Genomic DNA, 22,275 nt, shown 5'->3' on the forward strand with positions numbered 1-22,275 from the left:
ATTTTAGCTCGGTTTCTAGTAAGGGAGAGTTACTAATCATATCTGAAAAACGGACACATTTGTCCTGTTTGGTCAGATATTTATTCTTTTATTTTTCAGGGGCATTCATTTCAGCATCTTGCACCAGATATTCATATCCTCAAACCCTCTTCCTATCCTGCAGTTATTCACGAGCCTGCCTGTGTAAGCATAACCCAGGGAGGCAAAGGCTGTGTTTATGCCGTAAGATGAAGCCCTGCAGAGAGTATAGGCGCTCAAGAAATTTCTGGCTGAAAGTTCTTTTTCCAGAGCTACGATAAGCTCTTTTATAAGACCTTTTCCCCTTTCTGAAGGAACTGTCAGGCAGTCGGTTATTTCAGCACTCCCGTTTTCAGAATCCATTTCTGCCGAGGCAAGACTCACGATTTTCCCTTGCTTTTCCACAAGGAGATAAAGGACATTGGAATACATGGTTTTGAGCAGGTAGCTTTCCATGTGAAGGGGAGTGGGGTAAAATTGAAATCCCTGACAGTAAATGCTTGCCATTGCAGAGGCGTCAGCCTGGACTGCGGGCCTGAGCGTGTAATCTTCTGGAAATGGGATTTTCTCTTTCTGTTTTTTCCAGCTTCCATTTCTCCTGGAATCCACCGGTTTTTGTGGGAGTTTTCCGGCCTTTCTGTCCTTTCTCAGGCAATTTTTGACTATCTGTTCTTCTTTTTCCTCATGGAAGGAAATCCTCCTGGAGTTTTGAGGGTAACATGAGAAAACAGGATAACTTGAGAAAATATGGCAGTCTTTTCTGGTGTAATATCCTCTTATGATCCCTTCTTCCATATATCCGCAGGTTTCAGGCCCATGCCTTTTTTCCGGCGGGGTATATACGATTATTTTTCCCAATTCTTCTGCTTTGGCAAGGGCTTCGAGGGTTCCGGAGATTTCTTCAAAAGGCCCGGTAAAATCCATGACTCTTATTCTTCTATTGTAATAATCAAATACAATTTCAGCCCTTGATTCAAGTACCTTCAGCTCTACTTTTTTCCAGTAGTCCGGGAGTTCTTCTTTAGTTTCAAGCGTTAAGGGACTGTTTTTTTCCGTAGCGACCTCTCCTTAAAGTTTTAAATTTGTTTTTATTTCCAGAACACCGGTTTTTTCTGGCTTTTGCCTTCAGAAACGCTGTTTTCTTTCCAGGTTTTCAGGTTCGAGGGATATGATCTCGTTTTCTTCGTCATAGAGTTTTGCAAGGCCTGTATCACTTTTAAGCCCGGGATGTTTATCGCAGATTGAACAATTTTGCTGGCATTTCCCGGAGTACTCTGCAGGCTCGGGGTAAAAGCAGATTACCCCTTCGTAGTTCCTGAGGGTAACTCCTGTATCCGAATTTGAGATCAGGTAATTGGGTCCTACAGGGATTTTTCCTCCCCCACCGGGGGCATCGACAACAAAGGTAGGGACAGCAAGCCCCGAGGTATGCCCTCTGAGCATCTCTATGATCTCTATGCCCCTTGCAACCGAGGTTCTGAAATGTTCCAGCCCGAAGGAAAGGTCGCACTGGTAGAGATAGTAGGGCTTGGTCCTTATTCTGAGGAGCTCGTGGCAGAGGTTTTTGATTACCGTTGGGCAGTCGTTTACTCCCCTGAGGAGTACGGACTGGTTGCCCAGAGGAATTCCGGTACGGGAAAGCATATCCATTGCCTTTTTAGCTTCGGTGGTGATCTCTTTTGGGTGGTTAAAGTGGGTATTGAGCCAGACCGAAGGGTATTTTCCAAGGATTTCGCACAGTTCCGGGGTTATGCGCTGGGGCAGGGTGACAGGCGCTCTTGTACCTAACCTTACAATCTCTACGTGAGGAATGCTAAAAAGTTCCCCTAAAAGCCAGTCCAGCCTTTCATCCGATACAAGAAGGGCATCTCCTCCCGAAAGCAGGACATCCCTTACTTCAGGACGCGTCCTGACATACTCGATCCCTTCCCTGATTGCTTTTTCAGAATAGTCATATTCTCTGTTGCCAACCCTGCGCTTGCGGGTGCAGTGCCTGCAGTACATTCCGCAGCGGTTTGAAATAAGGAAAAGAACCCTGTCCGGGTACCTGTGCGTTATACAGCTTTCTTCCGATGGTGAATCCTGGTCCTCACAGAGAGGGTCTTCAAGTTCCCATGAAGACGTTTGAAGCTCGACTGACTGCGGCACAGCTTGCAGCCGGATAGGGCACTCCGGGTCTTCCGGGTCAATAAGAGAAGCATAATAAGGAGAGATAGCCATCGGAAAAACTTCAAGCGCTTTCTTTATATCCTTCTTTTCCGAGTTCGAAAGCGGAATCAGTTTCTCGAGTTCTTCAACAGTGGTGATTCTATTTCTATACTGCCACTTCCAGTCTGAAAATTCTTCATCAGATTCATTAAAACAGCTTCTTATCTTGGATCTCACGTTTAAACCTCGTGAAAGCTGGAAGAAAAGTTAAGGATAAATGACCAGAATACAGGATATCCAGAATGTAAGAAAAATTGGATTCTGTTCAGTGAATTAAATTCTACCCTTTCCAGCTCATTTGAAGAAAATACGTCTTTAATTGGTCAATGTTAAGATTAAATGCATTTGATAAATACTTTTTTGCCTAAAGGAGCTATAATATTTCTTTTATTGTGTAATAATGCTCCAAAAATACTCCTTTAAATCCAGTTTTTTCAGTTTTAACCCTGTCTGATTCCTTTATTCTTTTATAATGTCTCTGAGTTCAGATAATTCCTTATTTAGTCATTTCTGAACATTGTAGGTCTGGAAAAAAAGATTTTAATTCTTTTAATTCTATTTCTGAGCCTTTAAAATAGATATAATTAAAATATGGGGTGAACATCAATTTCATAATTAGAGAAAAATCTTTCTATGAGACTTTAAATAAACCTTCTTTTTCAGTCAGTTTCTCAGCGTTTCGATTTTTCAGTATTTCGATAACAGATTGTATAATGAAATTTATATCATTTGAAAGTTAAATATATATTGATGGCAACAGACCTTTTAACCGACCTTCTAATCATTTTCGCGCTTTCCATTCCTGTAGTTTTTACTTTTTCAAAGATGAAGATAGCGCCGCTGGTAGGTTTTTTGCTTGCAGGCATCCTTGCCGGCCCTTTCGGATTGAGATTGATTCACGATATGCATAATATCGAAATACTGGCCGAAATAGGAGTCGTGCTCCTGCTCTTTACTATCGGAATAGAATTTTCCCTGCGGGAACTCCTCCAGCTTCGCAGGATCGTACTCTTTGGGGGAGGGCTACAGCTTTCTATAACCACTCTAGCTGTTGCTTTTATTTTCCTCTTTCTTGGAAGTTCCAGGGAAACTGCGATTTTCATCGGGCTTCTGGTTGCTTTGAGCAGCACCGCAATTGTCCTTAAATTACTGCAGGAAAAAGGGGAGATTTACAGCCTTCACGGGCGTACTTCCCTCGGGATACTGATTTTTCAGGACGTCGCCGCAGTAGTGATAATTCTATTAATCCCTCTTCTCGCAGGAACTCCGGGGACGGAAAAATCCTTTTTAGAGCTTTTACTGCAGGGACTTGGGCTCGTACTGTTTACCATCCTTAGCGCCAGGTATGCAGTTCCTTTTATCATGTTTCAGGTAGCAAAGACACGTAATAATGAGCTTTTTCTCCTGAGCGTTGTAGCAATAGGGCTCTCAGTTGCTTGGCTGACTTCTATTGTCGGTCTTTCTCTGGCTCTCGGGGCTTTTCTTGCCGGCCTGATCATCTCAGAGTCCGAATATTCAATCCAGGCTCTTGGAAACTTAATTCCCTTCAGGGATATGTTCATGAGCATTTTTTTTATTTCAATAGGTATGATGCTCGATCTGAATTTCTTAAAAGACCATCTTCCTCTGATCCTGACTGCTACTCTGGCGGTACTGGTCCTGAAGACTGCGGCAAACTCCCTGAGTACTTTCCTTATAGGTTTTCCTATGCATACAATGATTCTGGTTGGCCTTTCCCTGTCTCAAATCGGGGAATTCTCTCTTATTCTTGCAAAAGTAGGTCTTACAAACGGGTTGATATCTTCGGAAATCTATCAGGAATTCCTTGATGTAGCTGTGCTTTCCATGGCACTTACCCCTTTCATAATAGGTATGGGACACCGGACTACAACTTTTGCCCAGGCGCTCCCCTTCCCTTCAATATTAAAAGCCGGATGGTACAGAAGTTTTAAGGAACACTCATCATCTCAAGAAATGCTTGAAAACCATGTGATTATCATAGGTTTCGGAGTAAATGGAAGAAATGTCGCGGCAGCTGCAAAGTCATCCTCAATTCCCTACCAGATAATTGAAATCAATCCTGAGACTGTCAGGCAGGAAAAACAGAACGGAGAACATATCTTCTATGGAGATGCTGCTCAGAAATCTGTGCTTGAACATGCAGGTCTCCTGACCGCAAAATCAGTTGTTGTGACCGCAGGAGACCCTGCCAGCGCCAGAAGAATTATTGAAGCTGCCCGGAGGCTGAACCCGGAAGTTCATATCATTGCCAGAACACATTTCTTGAGTGAACTGGATAAGTTTTATGCTGCCGGAGCGGATGAGGTTATTTCGGATGAGTTTGAAAGCTCAATAGAGCTTTTCACAAGAGTACTCCACAAGTATCTGGTTCCCAGCAGTGAAATCAATTACCTGGGTTCTACCCTGCGCTCCGACCATTACAGGATGCTCCGCAGCCCTGATATTCCGCGGAAAAAGTTCTGTGACCTTGCACTTGATTTTGCAGATGTAGAAATCAGGAGTATCCGAGTTGGTAAGCTTTCCAGAGGAACAGGAAAAACAATTGGAGAGCTAAATATTCGAAAAAAATACGGAGTTTCCATACTTGCAATCTCCAGGCATCATAAACTGATTTCCGGGCTGCAGGCTGAAACCGAGATACTTGCGGATGATATCCTGCTTGTAATAAGCCCACCGGAAAAGCTTGACGAAGTTAAAAGGCTTTTTGAAGACGAAGTGGGATAAACTTTTCCTCTTTATATTTTTTTAATTTCAAAAGAGGCTTCCCTTCGCTAATTCTTAAAAATTAAGGGTGTAGAGTAATGAAAGGGTGTGTAGTGATGAGTATTTCAGGCTATTATGCTTGATTCTGTACTTCCTGTATGTAAACCTTAATACATTACTCATTCTTTAGCTATCTATCAATACTACCAATAAAAATACCTATATAATATTATTTCGAATAGGATAATATTAATCTCAGATATACATTTGACAAAATGAGACTTTTTACCGGATATTATTAAAAAATAAACAATTTTAGTGAAATACTTAAAACTTCAAATTCATGAATATTTACTTATAATATGTAAAATTATTAATATTTTATATTTCATGAATTTGCTGGGCTATAAACTGAAATTTTCAATGCACATTTGGGCAGATAAGGTTTCGATTATGTCTTGTTGGAAATTACTTTTAAATAACTTTAATGGTACTGTGAGTGATATCTCGCATTATCCATCTGGTGGAAAACTCTTATGATGAGGGATTTTAAAGAAATCTTTCTTGAAGTTATTCAGGCGGTATTGCCTTTAACACTGGCAGTGGTAGTAATCATGCTGGTATTTGTCGGTTCAAATCTGGGCCATTTCACATCCTTTTTGACCGGCACAGTAATGGTCATAGTGGGAATGACTTTTTTCCTTATGGGTGTCAAACTGGGGATGCTGCCAATAGGCGAGGCAATTGGAGCTAATTTGCCAAAACACGGTTCGCTGATGTTTATTGCAGCAATAGCATTTTTACTCTCTTTTCTTACAACCGTTGCGGAACCTGATGTAAGAGTTCTGAGCAGCATGATTGATTCAGTTTCAGAGGACAGCATAGACCGCAATTTACTCATCATATCAATAGCTTTTGGAGTGGGGTTCTTTGTGACTTTTTCCATTCTCAGGATAATCTACGGAGTCCCGATAAAGTATCTGTTTGCAATAAGTTATCTAATTATAATCGTGCTGTCATTTTTTACACCTCGGGAATACCTTGCTATTTCCTTTGATGCCGGGGGTGTGACCACCGGGCCTATGACAGTGCCTGTAATTATGGCCCTCGGGATCGGGACAGCTTCAGTATTGCAGGATAGGTCTCAACTTTCAGAAGGTTTCGGGCTCATAGGTTTCGCCTCGATAGGTCCCATAATCAGTATAATGTTACTGGGGGTACTGTCCTCATGAGCTCGGGGAGTACAGGGGGGATATTGCTTGTATCTCTCGAGGTTATCCAGGCACTTGTCCCTCTGGTGTTATTTTTTATCATATTCCAGCGTTTGTATCTGAAGTTGCCCTCATCACAGTTGATTAAGCTCTTTACAGGAATGCTTTTTACTGCAATCGGAATGATCTTATTTCTACACGGGGTTTATAATGGCTTTTTCCCTGTGGGAAGGGAAATAGGCGAATTTTTTGGTAGCTCTGACAAAAAAAGCCTGTTAATCCCGATAGGTTTTGTCCTTGGGTTTCTTGCTACCTTCGCAGAACCCGCCGTAAGAGTATTGTGCTACCAGATTGAAGAGTCTTCGAGCGGTTATATCAGTTCGAAACTTATGCTCTACACACTTTCTTCCGGAGTTGCTGTATTTGTCTCTATTGCGATGGCGAAACTTGTTTATGGAATTCCTTTCCATTATGTAATAGTTCCCGGTTATCTGTTTGTCCTTGTTTTGTTATGGTTTTGCGACAAGGACTTTATAGCGATTGCATTTGATTCCGGAGGAGTTGCAACAGGCCCCATGGCTGTGACATTTCTCATGTCAATGGCTGTCGGAGTGGCCTCGGTGCAGGAAGGCGGAAATCCTATTGTAGATGGTTTCGGCCTGATCGCAATGATAGCACTTGCACCTATTATCTTTGTTATGCTTCTGGGTGTCTATATAAGATTTAATGGAGGTAGAAATAATGTCAAATGAAGGAGATTTTGTACTAATAGTAACAATTGTAAAAAAAGGGTGGGGCGATGATGTCATTAAGGCTTCCAGAAAGGCTGGTGCCCAGGGAGGAACAATTTTATTTGGGCGCGGTACAGGTATACATGAAAATAAGAGTATCCTTGGCTTGATGATCGAACCTGAGAAAGAAATCGTGTTTACTATCGTCGAATCAAGAATAGCAGACTCTGTCCTGAATTCCGTTACCGAGGCGGTAAAACTTGATGAGCCTGGAACAGGTGTAGGATTTGTGGTTCCTATAGAGAAAGTGTTTGGTATTTCTCGCTATTTCTGTGAAATCCAGAACATGTCACAGAAGAATCTTGAGTCATAAGCCCGACATTCATAGATAATGTGATATCTTTCTGTCATCATGCGTTTGTTGCAAACATCGGGAAAATAGATTTTCAGATATTCATGTCTTATGAGTCTAGTTTCAAATATGTATTTTTTGGCGGACTTTTAATAGTAATTCATACAATAATCTAATAAGTATAAGACACGGTGATTCTCATGAGTAGAGAGAACATTGAGAACAGGCTCCTTGAAGAACTTAACTTTATCAAAAAACAACTTGGAGAAATAAAGGAACATATGGTAGATATAGATACCCTACTCACCGCAGAAGAAAAAGAGATCGTTTCTAAGAGCTTTGAGAACGAGAAGAATGGAAAGCTCATAAAATTTAAAGACTTCTAATAGTTTTTAATAATTTTTACTAACTGAGGCTCTAAAATGTTTGAAGTTTCTCTTGATACTCAATCTCAAGATTTTTTGAGATCTGCAGATGAAATTACTCATTCACGGGCCAGGGAAATCTTTGAAGAGCTTGCCCTTGATCCTATCCCTCGGGGAGCAAAAAGAGTAATTGAAAGTCAGGAAAAACTTTTCAGGTTGCGATCCAGGCATTTAAGATTGCTTTATAGAGTTGATTACGAAAAAAAAACCATTGTAATTATAATAATCGAGCCTTTAAGCCGTATGTACCGCTGAATAAAAATTAAGCAGGAAAAAAATAGGATCCGAATATTGAATATCAGGAATGTACCTAGAGGATGTCGAGCCTCATGGGAGGGAAATGTGAAAAGTCCTGTATTTTTATACAGGCTGCTGACAGCAGGAAAGCAAAATAATTATAACGAGGCAAATACAAAATATAATTTCAACATTTCTTAAAAAACGATCTGCCATAATATTAATAGTGTCTCTCTCATATATAAATTATTTTACACAGTTCTTATTAGAATTTTTATCTTTTATACTTTGAACATTTTATTCTTGAGTCTCTTGCTTCAACATTTCTTATCAGGTTCTATCTGTCTTGTGATTTTATGTGTTGTTTTTAAAGCTATATCAGTAAGATATGAAATATCTAAAACTTTTTTAGTTAATTACTTCTTTAACGCCTATTTTTTGACCTTACTTTGTATTTTTATTTAATATATCGTGCCTATTTTTATTTCATTTGTTTCTCTTCGGAAAACTGAATGTCCCAATTAACCGTATTTCAAATTATATTTTTTAAATGCTTTTTATTTTTCTCTTCTCATTCCGACATCTATAAATAATGTATATGATATTCTACTTAATGTAAAAAAGTAATTACATTTTGTATGATATTGGTGACTATGTGTCTTTAAAAGCATACTTGAGCTGAAGTTTGAGGGATGAAATTGATGATGATTAAGACCGAAAAAATATGTAGGAAGATTCTCAGATGAAACAGAAACAGTTTAGAATTATTTCTCTGCTGATTACAGTGGTCATGGGGGCTGTCGTAGGTTTTTCAGTCTCTATAGGAAATCCGGCGCTTGCAGTAGGTGTCGTACTTGCAGGTATGGCAGCTATGTACAATCTAAAAAGCAGGCTGGAAGGCGTAGTCGAAGATGAAAGGATTCACCAGGTTAGTCAGAAGGCTTCGCGCATTACTCTCCAGATAGTTGCGCTTGGGCTTGCCCTTGGGGGAGCATTCCTGATAGCAATGAGAGATGCCTATCCCGGATACATTGATCTTGGTTTCTTCATGGCATATGCAAGCTGCGGGGTTCTTGTGCTTTACTCCCTGTTTTACAAATATTATAACAGGGAATATGGTGGCTGAAATGAAAAACAATATTAAAGTTTACAGGGCAATGCATGACCTTACCCAGGAAAGCTTGGCTGAGAAGGTAGGGGTAACAAGGCAGACAATAAACGCTATTGAGAAAGGAAAGTATGATCCCTCTCTTGACCTTGCGTTCAAGATTGCCAGACTTTTTAATGTAAGCATTGAAAATATCTTTCTCTATGAGGACGGGGGGAATTGAGAGCTGCCCTGAAAAAATCTAATCATTTAATTTCTTTACTATATAATGAAATATTTCATTATTATAACAAAATCAAATAACCGATGTCGAATACTGTTTAATGAAAAATAACTCCTCTGACGTTTGATGTGGGAATAAAATCATATGTGGCTTTTATTTCACTCGAATACTCCGCTGCAAGCAACGGGGTGCGCCAGCGCAATTTTGATTCCGAGTTTGGAATGCTGGTTTCTTAAAGGGGTAGTAAAAAATATTTTCTCAGGAATTGCTTGAATTCTTGTTCTTTTTTGCATAAAAGCAGACTTCAAAATATTTCTTCCAGATAAACTTAGCTTTCCCTGGCTCTCCCGCGCAAATAAACCTGAAGTAAAAGATCATCTAATTATGATTTTATTTCCAGTAAAACCACTATCTGGTAAAGGAGTGTGATTTCAGCGTGTAAGCTAATTTTCTTATTTGGTACTTAAAGCCACTGCATCAGGAAAATCAATATCTGTTTTTAAATAAATTTATAAGGAATAAGCAGGTAGTTAAACATAGATGTCTGTTTCTAATATACCGGTTTGAAAACCGGTATATATAAAGAAATAATAGACAGGTAATAGGCAACAAACAAAAATAGCTACCAGAACCAAGAAGACCAGCAGGAGCAAAAATATGATGCAATCTTTTATAGTGGAACATTACCTTAACAGTGCCGTAGATGTTTACTGTGGCGGACCGGATATTTTCAGGGGAATCGTAAAAGCCTGTGCAGATAACGTACTCACTCTCGATAATGAAGGAAAACTTACACATATAGCCATCGATAAGATTATAGCTATGTGGGCTCAGTAAACCCAGATTTTATGTTTTAAAATCATTACATTAACGGGGGAATCTGGAGGTGGAGAAGGGCATTACTGATCCTTTCCCAAGCCCTGTCACACTGGACAAGTCTCTGGACTGGGGATAAGTTTAAACTTTTATTCTCACACAGAGGACAAAAGCTGACCCTTACTCAGCAGAATGAAATTTGATTATAATAGGACTTACGCACTTGAGATCCGAAATCAAACACAATAGGCATTGTAGTTAACTCCAGTTTTTAGACAGTTAAAGGTTTAAAGCTATTGATTTCTCGTTTCAACCGCGTAAGTCCTATATAAAAAACACCCAAAAGGGCAAGAAATGCAGCCTTTTATAGTGGAACATCAGCTCGGCGAAGTTATAGACGTTTACTGCGGGGGTCCTGACATTTTTAGCGGAAAGGTGGAAGCCTGCGCAGACAATGTACTCACTCTTGGAAAGGACGGAAAATACACACACATTTCAATTGATAAAATAATAGCTATCTGGCGAGTGTGATCAGAACTAAAAGAGTGTAATCGAATAAGATATTTTTTGAACAAAGAACTTTTATAAAGTAGTAGAATAATGGAAAGCCCGAAGTGGGAACTTCGCCTTTCCCATCAATTTTTTATAAAAAGCTGAAACTGCTTTATCAGCAACAACCGCCCGTAAAGTTTTGCATATCTAAATATCTCTATTTTAATGGCTTACATTTTATGGTAAATACTTTCTCTGCACCTGTGCTTTATATCTCATGCTCTTTTTGCACTTACGTTTTAACGCAGCTTTTTGCATTAGATGCAATGAACTCTCTCATAAGTTTTGCCCCGAGCATGGCTGTCTGTCCTGAATCATATTCAGGGGCAATTTCCATAATGTCGAAAGCTATTGAGAAAGGAGCAAGAGTCCTTATTGCAGTTCTGACATCCCTGGCGCTGAGGCCGAAAGGTTCTGGTGTGCCGAGACCTGGGGCGTAAGCCGGGTCTATGGCATCCATGTCCAGAGAAAGATACAGCTGGCTGCAGTCCAGCCATTCAATGACTTCTTTGAGGACTTCGACCATACCTATGGATTCGACATCATCTGCCGTATAGTATTTCAGGTTATTTTCCCTGGCAAAAACCCATTCTTCTTCCGGGCCGCTTCTTATACCTATAGAAACCAGATTCTTTGTGACACTATTAAGAATATTCCTGGATACGCAGGCATGGTTATGCTTGAATCCCCTGTACTCCTGCCTGAGGTCGAAATGGGCATCAAGGACAAGGACTCCGAAATCATCTCCTGCAAACTCGGCACATGCCTTAACCGTAGAATAAGTCAGGGAGTGTTCGCCTCCAAGCATGATAGGAAACTTTCCATCGTTCAATAATCCCTTTACCTCTTCGTAGAGATCCTTCAGAGTCTCATCAACCGAGGCTGATGTTTCAAGGTTCCCTGCATCATAAATCGGAAGGTCCACAAGGTCGATGTCGAAAGTCGGGTTATAACTCTCAAAATTTGCAGAAACCTGCCTCATAGCATCCGGAGCCCAGCGACTACCTGCGCGGTACGAGGAGGTGTTATCAAAGGGTACGCCGAAAATAACATAGCGTGCAGATTCATAGTCTGCGAGAGCATCTATAAAGGAATTGGGTAAAAACATATTCTTACCTATGTAAATTATTTACTTAAAAAAGAGAACTCAGGCTGCATTAACCTGAGTTTTTGCCTGCTTTTTAAGATCATGTCCTGATGTCAAGTTTTACCTTTCCGAGGGCTGTAATATAAGCTACCTCTTCACCTTCTTTTACCCTGTCCTTGTATTCCTCAGGGATTACAATCTCAAAGGTTGAGAAGTCTCCCATGTCCATAAGCTGGGCAATGTTTCCGGTAATTGAAATTATCTGCGCATTCTTTCTTTCCACGATCGGGATATATACTTTGTTTGCAACAGAACCAATGTAGGAGCGCTTCTGGCCGTCAAAGAGACCAATTACGTCTATTCTTGCCTTTGCAGATCCATGCTTCCCTGGTTTGGATTTTGTAATGCTTTTTATGATGCATGCTTCGTCGTCAACGATCATGTACTTTCCTTCTTTGAGCTCCTTAACTTCAACCTGCTGTTTCATAATAATTCTCCCTTACGTTTAGATATGTGTATCAATAAGTTGTAAGCGTCATACCGGATTTGCTGGAAAATTTTCCATTGCCAATCTTGGTGAAGTGGTATAAGATGGCTTTTCTAATTTTTAAGCCTGTCTACCTTTTATCCATACTTTGCTTAATTGCTCTGTATAGAAAAGCTGGAACGTAATTACTACCTGAATACATGCACAATATCACAGGTAGAGAACTAATACGGTTAATTATCCTAGAGTATATAACGCTTATGCGAGATTTTGTTTTCCCGGGCGTTATTTTTGAGAAAACCTTCTGAAATAATGGGATAATCTCTTAAATTTAAATGAAATATTCGGGATCAAAGAGCAAATCTGGCTATTCAAAATAATTCCATCTTAATTCTATTTCTGTTGAGCTTGCAATACATGTAAAAATCTCTGTGCATTCCTTGATTCTTCTTTAAAAGCTGAGTCCAGATTCTCTCAGTTTTCCCTGAAGGGGCACTCCCTCTTTATCCCAGCCACGATAACGGTAATACTCTTGGAGAGCAGCCTCAAACTCCTGCCTGGAAATTCCGTCTCCTTTTTCTTTGTTGGCGGCTTTAAACAGCCTTCCCGGAAGCATATCGTCTTCCCATGTGAAACCTGCCTTCAGATTGTAAATTCTCTCCAGGTTCCAGATTCTTTCTCCGGCTTTCAGGAGTTCTGCAGGTGATATTTCCATCCCGGTTCCGGAATGTAAGAGGGCAGAACAGAGTTCTTCACTGACTGCAAAAACCGAAAATGGACAGAGCACAAGTGAATCCAGCACAGCAGTCAGGTTTTCAAAGACCTGCAGAATTCCAGCTTTCCCGTTGAGGCTGAAACGGTTAAGGAGAAGAGGTTTTCCAAGCACTTCGGGTCCGACCATAAAGGCTGTAAGGTAATCCCCGCCGTGACAGGAGGTTGCGTAAGCAAGAGCCTGTCCTTTTATTTTCCTCGGGTCAAAACCTGAAAGCTCAAGACCTTTTACATCCATACTGAGATCTTCCCTCTTCCGGGCTGAAAAATATTTTCTGGCTCCTTTTCCGGGTTCACTCCCTTTACCCATTTCTTCAAGCAGGGTTTCAAGTTCTCTGGATTCGATTTTTCCAGATTTAAGTTCCACACAGGCTCCGAATACAGAACCTGCAGAGATAGGGTCAAGCCCGTAATCTTTGCAAATTCTGTCTGCCAGGAGCACGGACTGAAAGTCGGGGTTTTCAAGGTTAAACCCAAAAGCCCACAGAGAATCATAGTCCGGAAGGATCTGGCCTGTTTTCTTTATCCTCCGTTTGCATCCCAGGGGGCAGGTGGGGCAGCTTTCCTTTTCAAGATCGAAGCTGGCTTTTATATACTCCCCTGAGAACAGGTCTGCGAAAGGAGTTCCCCTTCCTGAAAAGTTTTTGCAGGGAATGAGATCCATGTAATCCAGAAGTTTTACAAATGCAGGCGTACCGTAGTTCGTAAGCCCCTTGGAGAGCACGGGGTTTGCTTCAAAAAGCTTCAGCATCTTTGTTTCAAGCTCTTTGAACTCTTCAGGGCTGGCTGGTAAAAGCTCTTTTTCCCCTTTTACAACCACTGCTTTTAACATCTTTGAGCCGGCCACCGCTCCCAGGCCCCCCCTTCCGCTATGAATGGAATCAACCACAATAGAAGAGATGAGGACCTGCTTTTCTCCTGCCCTGCCTATGCAGGCTACACTTCCTTTATTTTTGAGGGCTTTTGTACATTCTTCTGTGTTTTTTCCCCAGAGCCCTTCTGCAGGCACAATTTCAGCGTTTTCTTCTCTAATTTCCACGTAAAAAGGTCTTTTTGCCTTTCCGGTAATGACCAGAGCATCAATACCGGCTTTTTTCAGTTCTCTCCCAAAGCCTCCGCCCGCGTTCCAGCTGAACACTGTGCCTGTGAGGGGGGACTTTGATGTGACGACTGCTCCTGCGGACATGGGCACAAGACCTGTAAGCGGTCCGGATGTAAAGATGAGGTGGTTTTCGGGGCCAAGAGGGTCAATATCAGGTCCTACAAGCTCGGAAAGTAGTTTTACCCCAAGACCTCTGCCGCCTATATACTTGCGAATTAACTCTTTATCGGTACTCTTAACAGTAACTGATTCGGAGCTAAGATTTACATATACTGTTTTTTCTGTCCAGCCAACCATATCAATCCCTTTTTCTACCTTTTTTTTCTACCTCTTTTCAGACTTATTTTGATGTTTGAACAAGTTTTAAGTTCGAATCTTTTTCTTTCCTTCTTCATTTTCCTTAGTTTGTCTTTTTCCCTTCAGTCTTCATTCACTCTTTGTAATTATTTTTCGTGAAATTTACCGTTAAATCTCCGGTTGATACTATTTTTAATAAGGACTTGTACCGTGAAAATCTTGAAAGAGCCAGACTTTAAGACAGAGAAATCTTAGATAATATTACATGAATCTGGAGAAATCTTACATTATTTCAGTATATGCCATTCTCCGGAATGAGAAAGGTGAATTCCTGCTGCTCAGGCGCTCGGAAAACTCTCGTACCAATCCTGGGAAATGGGATCTCCCGGGCGGGAAGGTGAACCCGGAAGAGTCGCTTAAAGAGGCAGTTATACGTGAGGTCTGGGAGGAAACGGGAATTTCAATCATTCCAGGGGAAATTGCAGGGGAGGTAAACTTTGAGCTTCCTGAAAAAAAAGTCATTGCTGTTGTATTTGATGGGGGATATGTTATAGCTGACATTAAATTAAGCTATGAACACATGGACTATGCCTGGTTTTCCCTTGAACATATTCTCAATATGGATACGCTCCCTGTTTATTTCAGGATTTTTTTCGGAAGGTTTTCACTCGAAAACAAAAAACCTTACGAACCTCCGATTTGATTCGGAAATCTGTTTATTTGTCCTTTCTCATTTGAAACATTCATCTTTGAAACACTCATCTTCAAGTTTTTTTCTTTTTTTCCGGCTGTATTGCCAGCTTACGCCAAGGAACAGGAGAACTGCAAGAGCTATAAAACCTGCCGCACGAAGCACGGCTCCATACTTGCTCAGCAATATTGGATTTACATTATCCCTCAGTTCGTACTCGGGGTACATTATATCTCCCCGGTCATTGCTGTGCCCGAGACCAAGGGCATGCCCCAGTTCATGCTTTGAAATGGTAAGCATTGTTGCATCTCCGTACTGGCGCCAACCCCTGCCCTGGTAGTTCCCAACCTCGAGGACTATATCCACTTCAACGAAACGGTCTCCGGATATCCTGGGTTTTGCATAACCTGCCACTCCTGAAGGAGCACCTTCAACGCTTTCCAGATTTTCTACCCATCTTATTCTTATATCAGCTTCTTCGGAATCAACAATCTCAAAAACAGGACTGTATGCGAGGTTACCGTTTCCTCCGTCTTCCCAGTATTCGAGAGCCTTTTCTATCTGTTCGTAGTAGGTGGGGCTGTAATGGACAGGTGTATTTTTGTCGTCTATATACACCGTAATAGGAGAATGGCTCCAGGGGTTATCAAGAATCTTCTCTGCCTCTGCCCCGGATACTGTGGAAACGGTGGGTAAAGAAAATACTATTAGCAATAAAACGAAGGATATAATTATTACATGCTTATTTTTTTGATTAATGCAAATGAGCCCCCGTATCAGTAATTAATTTCCTTTAAGCTATTATTTATATCAGGTAGACCTGCTGTACACGCGTACCCTTTAAGTTCTGCTTGATTTTTTATAACGTCTATAGACAGGTTAATTTAAAACCAAAAATATCTGTCTAAAAATAGGTTTTAAGGTTATAAGAACCTTAACTCAGAAATCCCTTTTTTAATAGATTATCCGGAGTTTATTTACAAACTGATTTTTAATTCACAAACCAGAAGTATATTTGAAAATTAAGTCTTTTAAATTTGACTTTTATAACGGGCATGCAGGCATTCAATTTCCAGGGCTTTGTTTCTACTTACTTTATATTTGCCCCGGCGATATTACAGACCTCGCAATCAGGATCACAGCAATGTTCCTTTTCTTCGCTTTCCTCTTTTTTATTTTTCTCGTTTTCATCAGGGAATTCGGAGGCAAGAGCCCTTGTACTTTCTGCAAGTACTGCTGCATTCGACAGGGATGCTCCTATCATAATTGCTGAAAATATTTTTTCTTTTGTGATTCCTTTTCTTTTTGCTATCCTTAAATGCATTTTCAGACAGTGCTCGCAGCGAAGGGCAGAAGCCACACCGATGGAAATAAGTTCCACGGTTTCCTGATCGAGATTTTTGAACTCTCGCATTATGGAGTTGTCATACAGGGTCTTCGGGATGAAGATCTCAGGGAGATCCTTCATAAAATTCATAATGTAAGGGACTTCTCCATACTGCTTCCGGACATCATCCAGGAGCTCCGGGATGACTTTCTCGGGGTCGCTTTTTAAAATTTCCACAATATCCTCAAGTTCCATAAGAAACCACCAGCATACATTAACGTGGAAACCGGGTTAGACACCGTTTTCCGGGTTGGGCTTTACAGTTTTAAGGATAAGTGAAAAGGCACAAACCCAGTAAAAATGTAAAGTGGATAAATTTTAACTCAACAGAATCCGGGTCAAATTGCAAAACCAACGTCAGACTTAGATTTGATTTTTATCAATATATAATTTTTCATTTTTGATCGGAAAATATTTGCGAGCTCGGAAAGGTTTACTCCTTCATCAAACTCCATCTTTTCAATTTTTTCATGGAATTCATCGTATGGCAGTTTGACCCTGATCCCATCAAGTTGGAGGGTTAGAGGAGCAGGAGAGAGTACCCTGTGGATTTCAGGGACCTGATTTTCGATCTCCTTCATGGCTCGCGCAGGAAGCACTGCAAGAGGATCTTTTGCTTGCTGTTTGCGTATATTATCCGCAATCTTCGAAACCCCTTCGTTGAGTCTGTCAAGTGCGTTAATTTCCTCTGTTCTTCTTAACCTGTGAGAAACTCTTCCGATATTTCCGATGTAAAGGTCTGCTCCGGGAATCTCTTCTGTTTTCAGGTCAACAGGTCCTCCGGTAACTACAATGGGTACCTCGATGCCTTCAAAAAGCTTCGGTTTCTTTCTTGTAATGCAGTCGCTGAAAGACCCGAAAGTGAAAACTGCAATATCGTGTTCGTTAATCAGTCTCCTTTCATAGTCCATGGACAGGGATACCCTTCGTCCCATTCCTCTTGCAAGCCCTATCATATTTGTGTTGGCGCCGGGGTGGCGGAGATATTCTGCTACATCACAGGCTGAGTGAGGAAGATGATGAGAGGCAAGAGTAGGCGAGACAACTGCAATTTCCACACCTGTAAGGGGCGCTTCTATCAGAACACCGAGCAACTCGTCTGAGAGCTGTTTTACAATATGAATATCTTTTTCGGGGACAAGCATTATAAGATTGACTTCGGTCCCTGTAACTACTTTCTGGATTATGTAGCCTCCAAGGTCTTCCATCAGTTCGATTAAAAGCCCATGCTTATGGACCCCGCCGGTGTATAGATAAGGTCGGAGTACGGCCATCTTATTTTTTCCCTCCTTCCGTCAGTTCGTCGAGCATTACTCCTGCTTCTTCGATCCACTCGTGTTTCAACGCTTCCTCAGATGCTACAAAAACAAAGCGATTATCTTTATATAGATGATATCGGACCCTGAAACCTTCGGGAGTAGCCCGGATTGCGAAATCCACGAGGTTTTCGTGAAGCCTGTGTCTGGGATCCGCAACCATCATCTCTCTAATAAAAGCAGCTTCTTCTGCTGGTTTATCCGTGATTATGGCTACAGTCCAGCGGTCCGGCTGGCTGATGTTCGCTTTTCCGTAGCGTTCCCATAGTTTTCCGAGCAGTTCCGGAATATACTGCTCTTTTTTGATCGAGATCATTACTTCACCGGCGACAGGTTTTGCTTCCACATCAGCAATATCGATTGTCGTAACCCTGGTGCCAACATCTCTGAGAATGATTACCATCTGGAAGAGAGAATCTTCCGGTCTCAACACTACCTTGATCCGTCCTACTGCAGGGGCAAGCTTGAGACTTGCAAGGTTGTCCTCGATAATCTTCCTGTAAAACTCCTGCTCCGAATCAATTGCTGACTCGACAACAAAGGTCTCAAGCGAATCCATTTTGACCTCACTCCTCCACGTAGCCGGAAGCAAGAAGCGCTGCCCCTACTGCTCCTATCAAATGGGAATTTTCAGGTACAAGGACGTCGATCTTAAGAAGCTTTCCGAGAGCTTTTGGGACCCCCTCGATAAGAGAAGACCCACCTACAAGGATTAGAGGCTCTTTTACGTCCACTTCCTGCAACTGCTGCTCGTAGATCTGTTCTACCACACTGTAACAGGCTGCAGCTGCGACATCTTCCGGAGTGGCTCCTTTGGCAAGGGAGTTTACAAGGGACTGAATCCCGAAGACTATACAGTAGCTGTTCATGGATACGTTTTCCTGCATGCCTTTTACTGCCAGAGCTCCGAGTTCCGTAATATCCACACCGAGGCGCTTTGAGATCATTTCAAAGAAACGTCCCGAAGCTCCAGCACAGATCCCTCCCATTGTGAACATGCCAGGAATCCCATCTTCTACTGAGATCGCCTTGTTGTCCATGCCTCCGATATCAATAACCGTTGCAGAGCCTTTTTGCCTGCCTGCAAGGTAGACAGCTCCTTTTGAGTTGACGGTAATCTCTTCCTGGATAAGTTGGGCATTAAAGTGGTTTCCTATAAGGAAACGTCCGTATCCTGTAGTTCCAAGAGCCTGAATTTCTTCTCTGTTTACTCCGGCTTCTTTAAGAGCTTGGGAGTATGCTTCTTCAGCGCTTTCAAGGACTTTTGTTGTGGGCACCCAGCCTTTGCCTATGATTTTGTTATCTCTCATAACCACAGCTTTTGTGGTTGTAGACCCCGAATCGATTCCTGCAGTCAGTCCGGTCTGAACCTCTCTGGCAAGGAGATGCCTGCGCCTGGCAATTGTGGTCAGGGCTTCAAGACGGGTAAGCAGTGTGCCTGCGCTTGTCCGTTCGGTAAATGAATAGCTGATCACAGGAATCTCGGAATGCTTATGAATGTACCTTCTGACCTCGTTTCGAACAATAGCTCCTTCTGCACAGCGGAAGCAGGTCGTAATAAAGACCCCATCTACATGTGTTGTACCTTCAACAACAGCTTTTGCCCGTGCCATCATGAGCCTGAGGTCTCCGCTTGCAACTTCAAGTCCGAAGTCCCTGCCGATTGTATCAATAGATGCGATGTCAATTTCAGGATAAACGAATTTCGCATTCACTTTGGCTGCAGCAGCTTCAAACTCTGGTTGAACCCCGGAATATTCAGATCCGCAGGATACAAGAGCAATCTTGACAATTCCAGATTCTTCGGCACTCATTTTTCGTCCTCCTTTTCTGCCGGTTCTTTTTCTTCTCCCTTTTCGTTTTCTTCCGACTTTTCTTCAGGTAATGATTCCAGAAATGCTGCGATTCTGTTTACGAAATCCCGGGCTTCCTCGTCAGTTTCCGGATACTTTACCTCCAGAACCGGGACCCCTTTCGAGCGGATCAGGTACTTCATCAGTTCGTTTGTTCTGTTACAGCCCACGCAGCCGAAGTTTGTAGGTGGGTTTTCAACTATGATTGCAGCTTCGGTTTCTTCGATAAGGGGACCTATAAGAGCCATCCTGCCTCTTACTCCGGCAGGTACTTCAACTGCGGCATAGCGAAGCCCCAGTTTTGGGTCTTCGGGAGTAATGTTGATTGGAGGAGAATCCAGGCTGATATTTGTAACTTTTTCTCGTATCTGGTTCATCATAGTAAGTGGTTTGTGCCCGAAACGCTCCACAAGGTCAGCCAGAATAAGACTGTTTACAGGGTAAATGAAAACCTTTGCCAAAAAATTCACCTCGAAAGTTCCGCCTCAATAATTTTCTCCAGATCCGAAACTTTAAGCCTGCATTTTTCCCCTTGCTTCTTTTTTACAGACTCATTTGCTTCAAGTTCGTCAAGTGCAGCCCCTATGGCAGGAAGCATCTGCACTTCTTCCCTCAGGAAATGGAACCCCGGTCTCGGACCTCCTCCCCGGCTCGCCCGGCAGCGCCTTTCATCGCCTGCAGGGAATCCCCTATCTTTTACAAAAATATGGTTTTTATCCAGCTGCCGGATATTTTCGACCACTGCCGTGACATCCTCTTTCGGTCCTGTTACAATCAGTCCAAAGCAGGTCTCCTTTACCGTAACCGGAAACTCTGATTCATAAATTTTCATGGCTGCATCTGCAGGCAGCACCTTATCCGAACTGATTACAATGTATTTTGTAATCTCTTCTTTTTTTATTTCTGTCATTTTCTGTCTCTCCTTAGCCTCGGGAGACTTCACCTTCAATAAATTCAATATGTGAATCCGCTCAAGCATTACCAAGCATCATTATCAAGCATAAAATACTTACTTCGCTTATGTATTATTTTATTATTGCATTACTTATTTAATTTATCCTATTTTTTTTATATTTTAATAATTATCAATTCCCTTATTCTTGGTTCTCCTGGTCATCAATTCTCCTGCGTGCAGCTTCAATGATATATATCGAATCTCCTTCTTTGATTTCCTTGAGCCTCTCAGGCTCGACTATCCTGCCGATAATATTCGTTGAAGATAACTTTTCTCCGGTGGGACCGAAAAGGTCGTCATCTACAAGTCTCACTCCTATGGTCCCCATCCTTTTTGCTGCCTGATTTGTGATCCCTATTTCCCCTGCCAGTACCTTACCAGTTGGCGTGTTTTCAGGAAGAACCTCTTTGTACTTTACTACCTTCTCTTCTGTTTTGAAAAGGTAAGTGTCATCATATATCATATGGACAGGGAGTTTTCCGACGGTTTTTGTTTTGAGTTCAAGAGAGTGGCGGAAAAAATCTACAGATTTTGGAGCTCTCTCAGGGTAAAGCTCAACCTCAATGAGTTTTGCCCTGGACACTGCATAGGCAGTTACCTTTGCTTCTCCAAGAATTTCCAGGGTTGTAGGAGGGTCTTGCCTGACAATCACTGAATCTTTTCCTGTGTACCCGTCTCTTATCAGTTCAACACCTATGGAAGAAAGTACTGGCTCGGCCTCTTCAAAGCTGTGCCCAAGCAAAATAATCTGAGGAGGAAGGCTCTCTACTGACAGTTTCTGTCCCTTCTCCGCAAGTTTGATAAGTTCAAGGCCTTTTGTTACCTGCCCTACGACCGAATGCACCAGGCTTGAGGGCCTTTCCTCTCTGGAGATGTAGGTTCTGCCTGTCCCATATCCGACTGTCCTCATCGAAATGGTACCTTCTCTTCTTGCCTCAAAATTTTCATAAGGAACAGGCACTTCTCTCAGGATGTCGTCCGAAATAAAAGAGCTGGTAACCACATCTACATTAAAAGTTCCTTCACGGGTAAGGGCATAGAAGTGTTCTGCCCCTACGGGGGCATTTCTGGAAAGTTCCACCTCAAAATAAGTGAATATACTGTCCTCATCTTCGAGTGGAACCGAAAGGTCAGTGGTGCACGTTTTCTCTGCAAGCTGTTCCCATTCTATGACCGGGTCTATGCTCAGGATGGAATCTTCTCTCGAAAGTTTGAAGATGATTTTTCTCCCGGTTACAACTGCTGCAAAAACCCCCTCTGCGGGAGCTCCATATTCCGCAGTATGCCTTCTTCTTGACAGGATAAGATGAGTGTTATGGGAGTCAAATCCTCCTGCCCCGAACAGGACATCAAAAGCTTCAAAACTCCCTGTTTCACGTGAAGGTTTTATGTCGGCTTCAAAGGGACCGAAAGCCACAGCTTCAGGACTCGCCCAGTGAATACTTTTTCCTTCGTACTCTTTATAATGTTCAGCCCATAGTTTTCCAGAGGATGATTCAGGGTCTTTGATTTCTATCCTCAGCTCCCCTTTGGGTGTATTGATAGCGTATTCGGTGACTTCTTCTGTCCTCTTCTCAGCAGCTTTTTTAAGAATTCCAACTGCTGCACCGGCTATGTAGGGGGCTCTGGAAACTTTAAGGGCGTCTCCAAGGGTAGAGCCTGCAGGCAGAATGTAACCCTGCCCGTTCACCTCTACGCTGATCTCATTACTCGTAATCGGCACC

24 protein-coding genes are annotated in these 22,275 nt (G+C 42.1%); 11 read left to right on the forward strand and 13 right to left on the reverse strand.

Annotated elements, in window-relative coordinates; translation table 11 throughout:
- Window positions 1-105 precede the first annotated feature (105 nt).
- Both ablB and ablA read right to left on the reverse strand, forming a co-directional pair.
- Window positions 106-1,005 carry a putative beta-lysine N-acetyltransferase gene (ablB, locus tag FXV91_RS01735; protein ID WP_255679887.1) on the reverse strand — a complete coding sequence of 300 codons (900 nt, stop codon included), beginning with the start codon at window positions 1,003-1,005 and terminating at the stop codon, window positions 106-108.
- Between the two features lie 138 nt (window positions 1,006-1,143).
- Complete coding sequence (gene ablA / locus FXV91_RS01740) at window positions 1,144-2,403, reverse strand: lysine 2,3-aminomutase (RefSeq protein ID WP_229387712.1); 1,260 nt, start codon at window positions 2,401-2,403, stop codon at window positions 1,144-1,146.
- A gap of 573 nt (window positions 2,404-2,976) precedes the next feature.
- On the opposite strand from ablA, the gene FXV91_RS01745 reads away from it, so the two are divergent.
- The 10 genes from FXV91_RS01745 (at window position 2,977) to FXV91_RS01790 (ending at window position 10,584) form a co-directional block, all read left to right on the forward strand.
- Entirely contained in the window at window positions 2,977-4,971 is a 1,995-nt protein-coding gene (locus FXV91_RS01745) for a cation:proton antiporter (protein ID WP_229387714.1), read from the forward strand.
- A gap of 515 nt (window positions 4,972-5,486) precedes the next feature.
- On the forward strand, window positions 5,487-6,182 hold the full coding sequence (locus tag FXV91_RS01750) for a DUF1538 domain-containing protein (protein WP_229387716.1): 696 nt from the start codon (window positions 5,487-5,489) through the stop codon (window positions 6,180-6,182).
- On the forward strand, window positions 6,179-6,913 hold the full coding sequence (locus tag FXV91_RS01755) for a DUF1538 domain-containing protein (RefSeq protein ID WP_229387718.1): 735 nt from the start codon (window positions 6,179-6,181) through the stop codon (window positions 6,911-6,913). Before FXV91_RS01750 ends, FXV91_RS01755 begins: the two co-directional genes overlap by 4 nt.
- Window positions 6,903-7,265: a P-II family nitrogen regulator gene (locus tag FXV91_RS01760; RefSeq protein WP_229387728.1), complete on the forward strand. Its 363-nt coding sequence runs from the start codon at window positions 6,903-6,905 to the stop codon at window positions 7,263-7,265. Before FXV91_RS01755 ends, FXV91_RS01760 begins: the two co-directional genes overlap by 11 nt.
- Window positions 7,266-7,444: 179 nt before the next feature.
- Entirely contained in the window at window positions 7,445-7,630 is a 186-nt protein-coding gene (locus FXV91_RS01765; RefSeq protein ID WP_229387730.1) for a hypothetical protein, read from the forward strand.
- A 36-nt stretch (window positions 7,631-7,666) separates the two neighbouring features.
- On the forward strand, window positions 7,667-7,924 hold the full coding sequence (locus FXV91_RS01770) for a type II toxin-antitoxin system RelE/ParE family toxin (RefSeq protein WP_229387731.1): 258 nt from the start codon (window positions 7,667-7,669) through the stop codon (window positions 7,922-7,924).
- Between the two features lie 724 nt (window positions 7,925-8,648).
- The gene (locus tag FXV91_RS01775; RefSeq protein ID WP_229387733.1) at window positions 8,649-9,032 is read left to right on the forward strand and encodes a DUF2178 domain-containing protein; all 384 of its coding nucleotides are present in this window, start codon (window positions 8,649-8,651) and stop codon (window positions 9,030-9,032) included.
- 1 nt (window position 9,033) lies between these two features.
- Window positions 9,034-9,237, forward strand: a complete 204-nt coding sequence (locus tag FXV91_RS01780; protein WP_229387735.1) for a helix-turn-helix transcriptional regulator — start codon at window positions 9,034-9,036, stop codon at window positions 9,235-9,237.
- 657 nt (window positions 9,238-9,894) lie between these two features.
- Window positions 9,895-10,074 carry an MM0924 family protein gene (locus FXV91_RS01785; protein WP_229387737.1) on the forward strand — a complete coding sequence of 60 codons (180 nt, stop codon included), beginning with the start codon at window positions 9,895-9,897 and terminating at the stop codon, window positions 10,072-10,074.
- Window positions 10,075-10,407: 333 nt separating this feature from the next.
- A complete protein-coding gene (locus FXV91_RS01790; RefSeq protein ID WP_229387739.1) occupies window positions 10,408-10,584 on the forward strand; it encodes an MM0924 family protein in 177 nt (58 codons plus the stop codon).
- Between the two features lie 253 nt (window positions 10,585-10,837).
- Here the strand turns inward: FXV91_RS01790 and speB are convergent, their stop codons facing one another.
- From speB to FXV91_RS01805, 3 genes are all read right to left on the reverse strand, one after another.
- Entirely contained in the window at window positions 10,838-11,713 is an 876-nt protein-coding gene (gene speB / locus FXV91_RS01795; protein ID WP_229387741.1) for an agmatinase, read from the reverse strand.
- Window positions 11,714-11,792: 79 nt separating this feature from the next.
- Entirely contained in the window at window positions 11,793-12,179 is a 387-nt protein-coding gene (locus FXV91_RS01800) for a translation initiation factor IF-5A (protein ID WP_229387743.1), read from the reverse strand.
- Between the two features lie 451 nt (window positions 12,180-12,630).
- A complete protein-coding gene (locus FXV91_RS01805) occupies window positions 12,631-14,349 on the reverse strand; it encodes an aldehyde ferredoxin oxidoreductase family protein (RefSeq protein WP_229387745.1) in 1,719 nt (572 codons plus the stop codon).
- A gap of 265 nt (window positions 14,350-14,614) precedes the next feature.
- Here FXV91_RS01805 and FXV91_RS01810 point away from each other — a divergent pair, with 265 nt between their 5' ends.
- Window positions 14,615-15,052: an NUDIX domain-containing protein gene (locus FXV91_RS01810; RefSeq protein WP_229387747.1), complete on the forward strand. Its 438-nt coding sequence runs from the start codon at window positions 14,615-14,617 to the stop codon at window positions 15,050-15,052.
- Between the two features lie 27 nt (window positions 15,053-15,079).
- On the opposite strand, the gene FXV91_RS01815 is transcribed toward FXV91_RS01810, so the two are convergent.
- From FXV91_RS01815 to FXV91_RS01850, 8 genes are all read right to left on the reverse strand, one after another.
- Complete coding sequence (locus FXV91_RS01815; protein ID WP_229387749.1) at window positions 15,080-15,754, reverse strand: matrixin family metalloprotease; 675 nt, start codon at window positions 15,752-15,754, stop codon at window positions 15,080-15,082.
- A gap of 376 nt (window positions 15,755-16,130) precedes the next feature.
- Window positions 16,131-16,622 carry a carboxymuconolactone decarboxylase family protein gene (locus tag FXV91_RS01820; RefSeq protein ID WP_229387751.1) on the reverse strand — a complete coding sequence of 164 codons (492 nt, stop codon included), beginning with the start codon at window positions 16,620-16,622 and terminating at the stop codon, window positions 16,131-16,133.
- Window positions 16,623-16,765: 143 nt separating this feature from the next.
- Window positions 16,766-17,701, reverse strand: a complete 936-nt coding sequence (locus FXV91_RS01825) for a methanogenesis marker 7 protein (protein WP_229387753.1) — start codon at window positions 17,699-17,701, stop codon at window positions 16,766-16,768.
- 1 nt (window position 17,702) lies between these two features.
- Entirely contained in the window at window positions 17,703-18,302 is a 600-nt protein-coding gene (locus tag FXV91_RS01830; protein WP_229387755.1) for a methanogenesis marker 17 protein, read from the reverse strand.
- A 7-nt stretch (window positions 18,303-18,309) separates the two neighbouring features.
- Window positions 18,310-19,557, reverse strand: a complete 1,248-nt coding sequence (locus tag FXV91_RS01835; protein WP_229387757.1) for a methanogenesis marker 15 protein — start codon at window positions 19,555-19,557, stop codon at window positions 18,310-18,312.
- Window positions 19,554-20,057 carry a methanogenesis marker 5 protein gene (locus FXV91_RS01840; RefSeq protein ID WP_229387759.1) on the reverse strand — a complete coding sequence of 168 codons (504 nt, stop codon included), beginning with the start codon at window positions 20,055-20,057 and terminating at the stop codon, window positions 19,554-19,556. Before FXV91_RS01840 ends, FXV91_RS01835 begins: the two co-directional genes overlap by 4 nt.
- 5 nt (window positions 20,058-20,062) lie before the next feature.
- On the reverse strand, window positions 20,063-20,506 hold the full coding sequence (locus FXV91_RS01845) for a methanogenesis marker 6 protein (protein ID WP_229387761.1): 444 nt from the start codon (window positions 20,504-20,506) through the stop codon (window positions 20,063-20,065).
- A gap of 184 nt (window positions 20,507-20,690) precedes the next feature.
- A complete protein-coding gene (locus tag FXV91_RS01850) occupies window positions 20,691-22,274 on the reverse strand; it encodes a methanogenesis marker 3 protein (RefSeq protein ID WP_229387763.1) in 1,584 nt (527 codons plus the stop codon).
- Window position 22,275 lies beyond the last annotated feature (1 nt).

Origin of the sequence: Methanosarcina sp. DH2 (assembly GCF_020804225.1) — an archaeon.
GTDB lineage: Archaea > Halobacteriota > Methanosarcinia > Methanosarcinales > Methanosarcinaceae > Methanosarcina.

Excerpts from the sequence above, each read along its gene's own strand:
- FXV91_RS01775 (WP_229387733.1), top strand. The coding sequence starts at position 8,649 with ATGAAACAGAAACAGTTTAGAATTATTTCTCTGCTGATTACAGTGGTC.
- FXV91_RS01835 (WP_229387757.1), bottom strand. The coding sequence starts at position 19,557 with ATGAGTGCCGAAGAATCTGGAATTGTCAAGATTGCTCTTGTATCCTGC.
- FXV91_RS01805 (WP_229387745.1), bottom strand. The coding sequence starts at position 14,349 with ATGGTTGGCTGGACAGAAAAAACAGTATATGTAAATCTTAGCTCCGAA.
- speB (WP_229387741.1), bottom strand. The coding sequence starts at position 11,713 with ATGTTTTTACCCAATTCCTTTATAGATGCTCTCGCAGACTATGAATCT.
- FXV91_RS01790 (WP_229387739.1), top strand. The coding sequence starts at position 10,408 with ATGCAGCCTTTTATAGTGGAACATCAGCTCGGCGAAGTTATAGACGTT.
- FXV91_RS01800 (WP_229387743.1), bottom strand. The coding sequence starts at position 12,179 with ATGAAACAGCAGGTTGAAGTTAAGGAGCTCAAAGAAGGAAAGTACATG.
- FXV91_RS01830 (WP_229387755.1), bottom strand. The coding sequence starts at position 18,302 with ATGGATTCGCTTGAGACCTTTGTTGTCGAGTCAGCAATTGATTCGGAG.
- FXV91_RS01770 (WP_229387731.1), top strand. The coding sequence starts at position 7,667 with ATGTTTGAAGTTTCTCTTGATACTCAATCTCAAGATTTTTTGAGATCT.
- FXV91_RS01745 (WP_229387714.1), top strand. The coding sequence starts at position 2,977 with ATGGCAACAGACCTTTTAACCGACCTTCTAATCATTTTCGCGCTTTCC.
- FXV91_RS01750 (WP_229387716.1), top strand. The coding sequence starts at position 5,487 with ATGATGAGGGATTTTAAAGAAATCTTTCTTGAAGTTATTCAGGCGGTA.
- FXV91_RS01765 (WP_229387730.1), top strand. The coding sequence starts at position 7,445 with ATGAGTAGAGAGAACATTGAGAACAGGCTCCTTGAAGAACTTAACTTT.
- FXV91_RS01825 (WP_229387753.1), bottom strand. The coding sequence starts at position 17,701 with ATGGCCGTACTCCGACCTTATCTATACACCGGCGGGGTCCATAAGCAT.
- FXV91_RS01810 (WP_229387747.1), top strand. The coding sequence starts at position 14,615 with ATGAATCTGGAGAAATCTTACATTATTTCAGTATATGCCATTCTCCGG.
- FXV91_RS01760 (WP_229387728.1), top strand. The coding sequence starts at position 6,903 with ATGTCAAATGAAGGAGATTTTGTACTAATAGTAACAATTGTAAAAAAA.
- FXV91_RS01820 (WP_229387751.1), bottom strand. The coding sequence starts at position 16,622 with ATGGAACTTGAGGATATTGTGGAAATTTTAAAAAGCGACCCCGAGAAA.
- FXV91_RS01785 (WP_229387737.1), top strand. The coding sequence starts at position 9,895 with ATGATGCAATCTTTTATAGTGGAACATTACCTTAACAGTGCCGTAGAT.
- FXV91_RS01755 (WP_229387718.1), top strand. The coding sequence starts at position 6,179 with ATGAGCTCGGGGAGTACAGGGGGGATATTGCTTGTATCTCTCGAGGTT.
- FXV91_RS01780 (WP_229387735.1), top strand. The coding sequence starts at position 9,034 with ATGAAAAACAATATTAAAGTTTACAGGGCAATGCATGACCTTACCCAG.
- FXV91_RS01845 (WP_229387761.1), bottom strand. The coding sequence starts at position 20,506 with ATGACAGAAATAAAAAAAGAAGAGATTACAAAATACATTGTAATCAGT.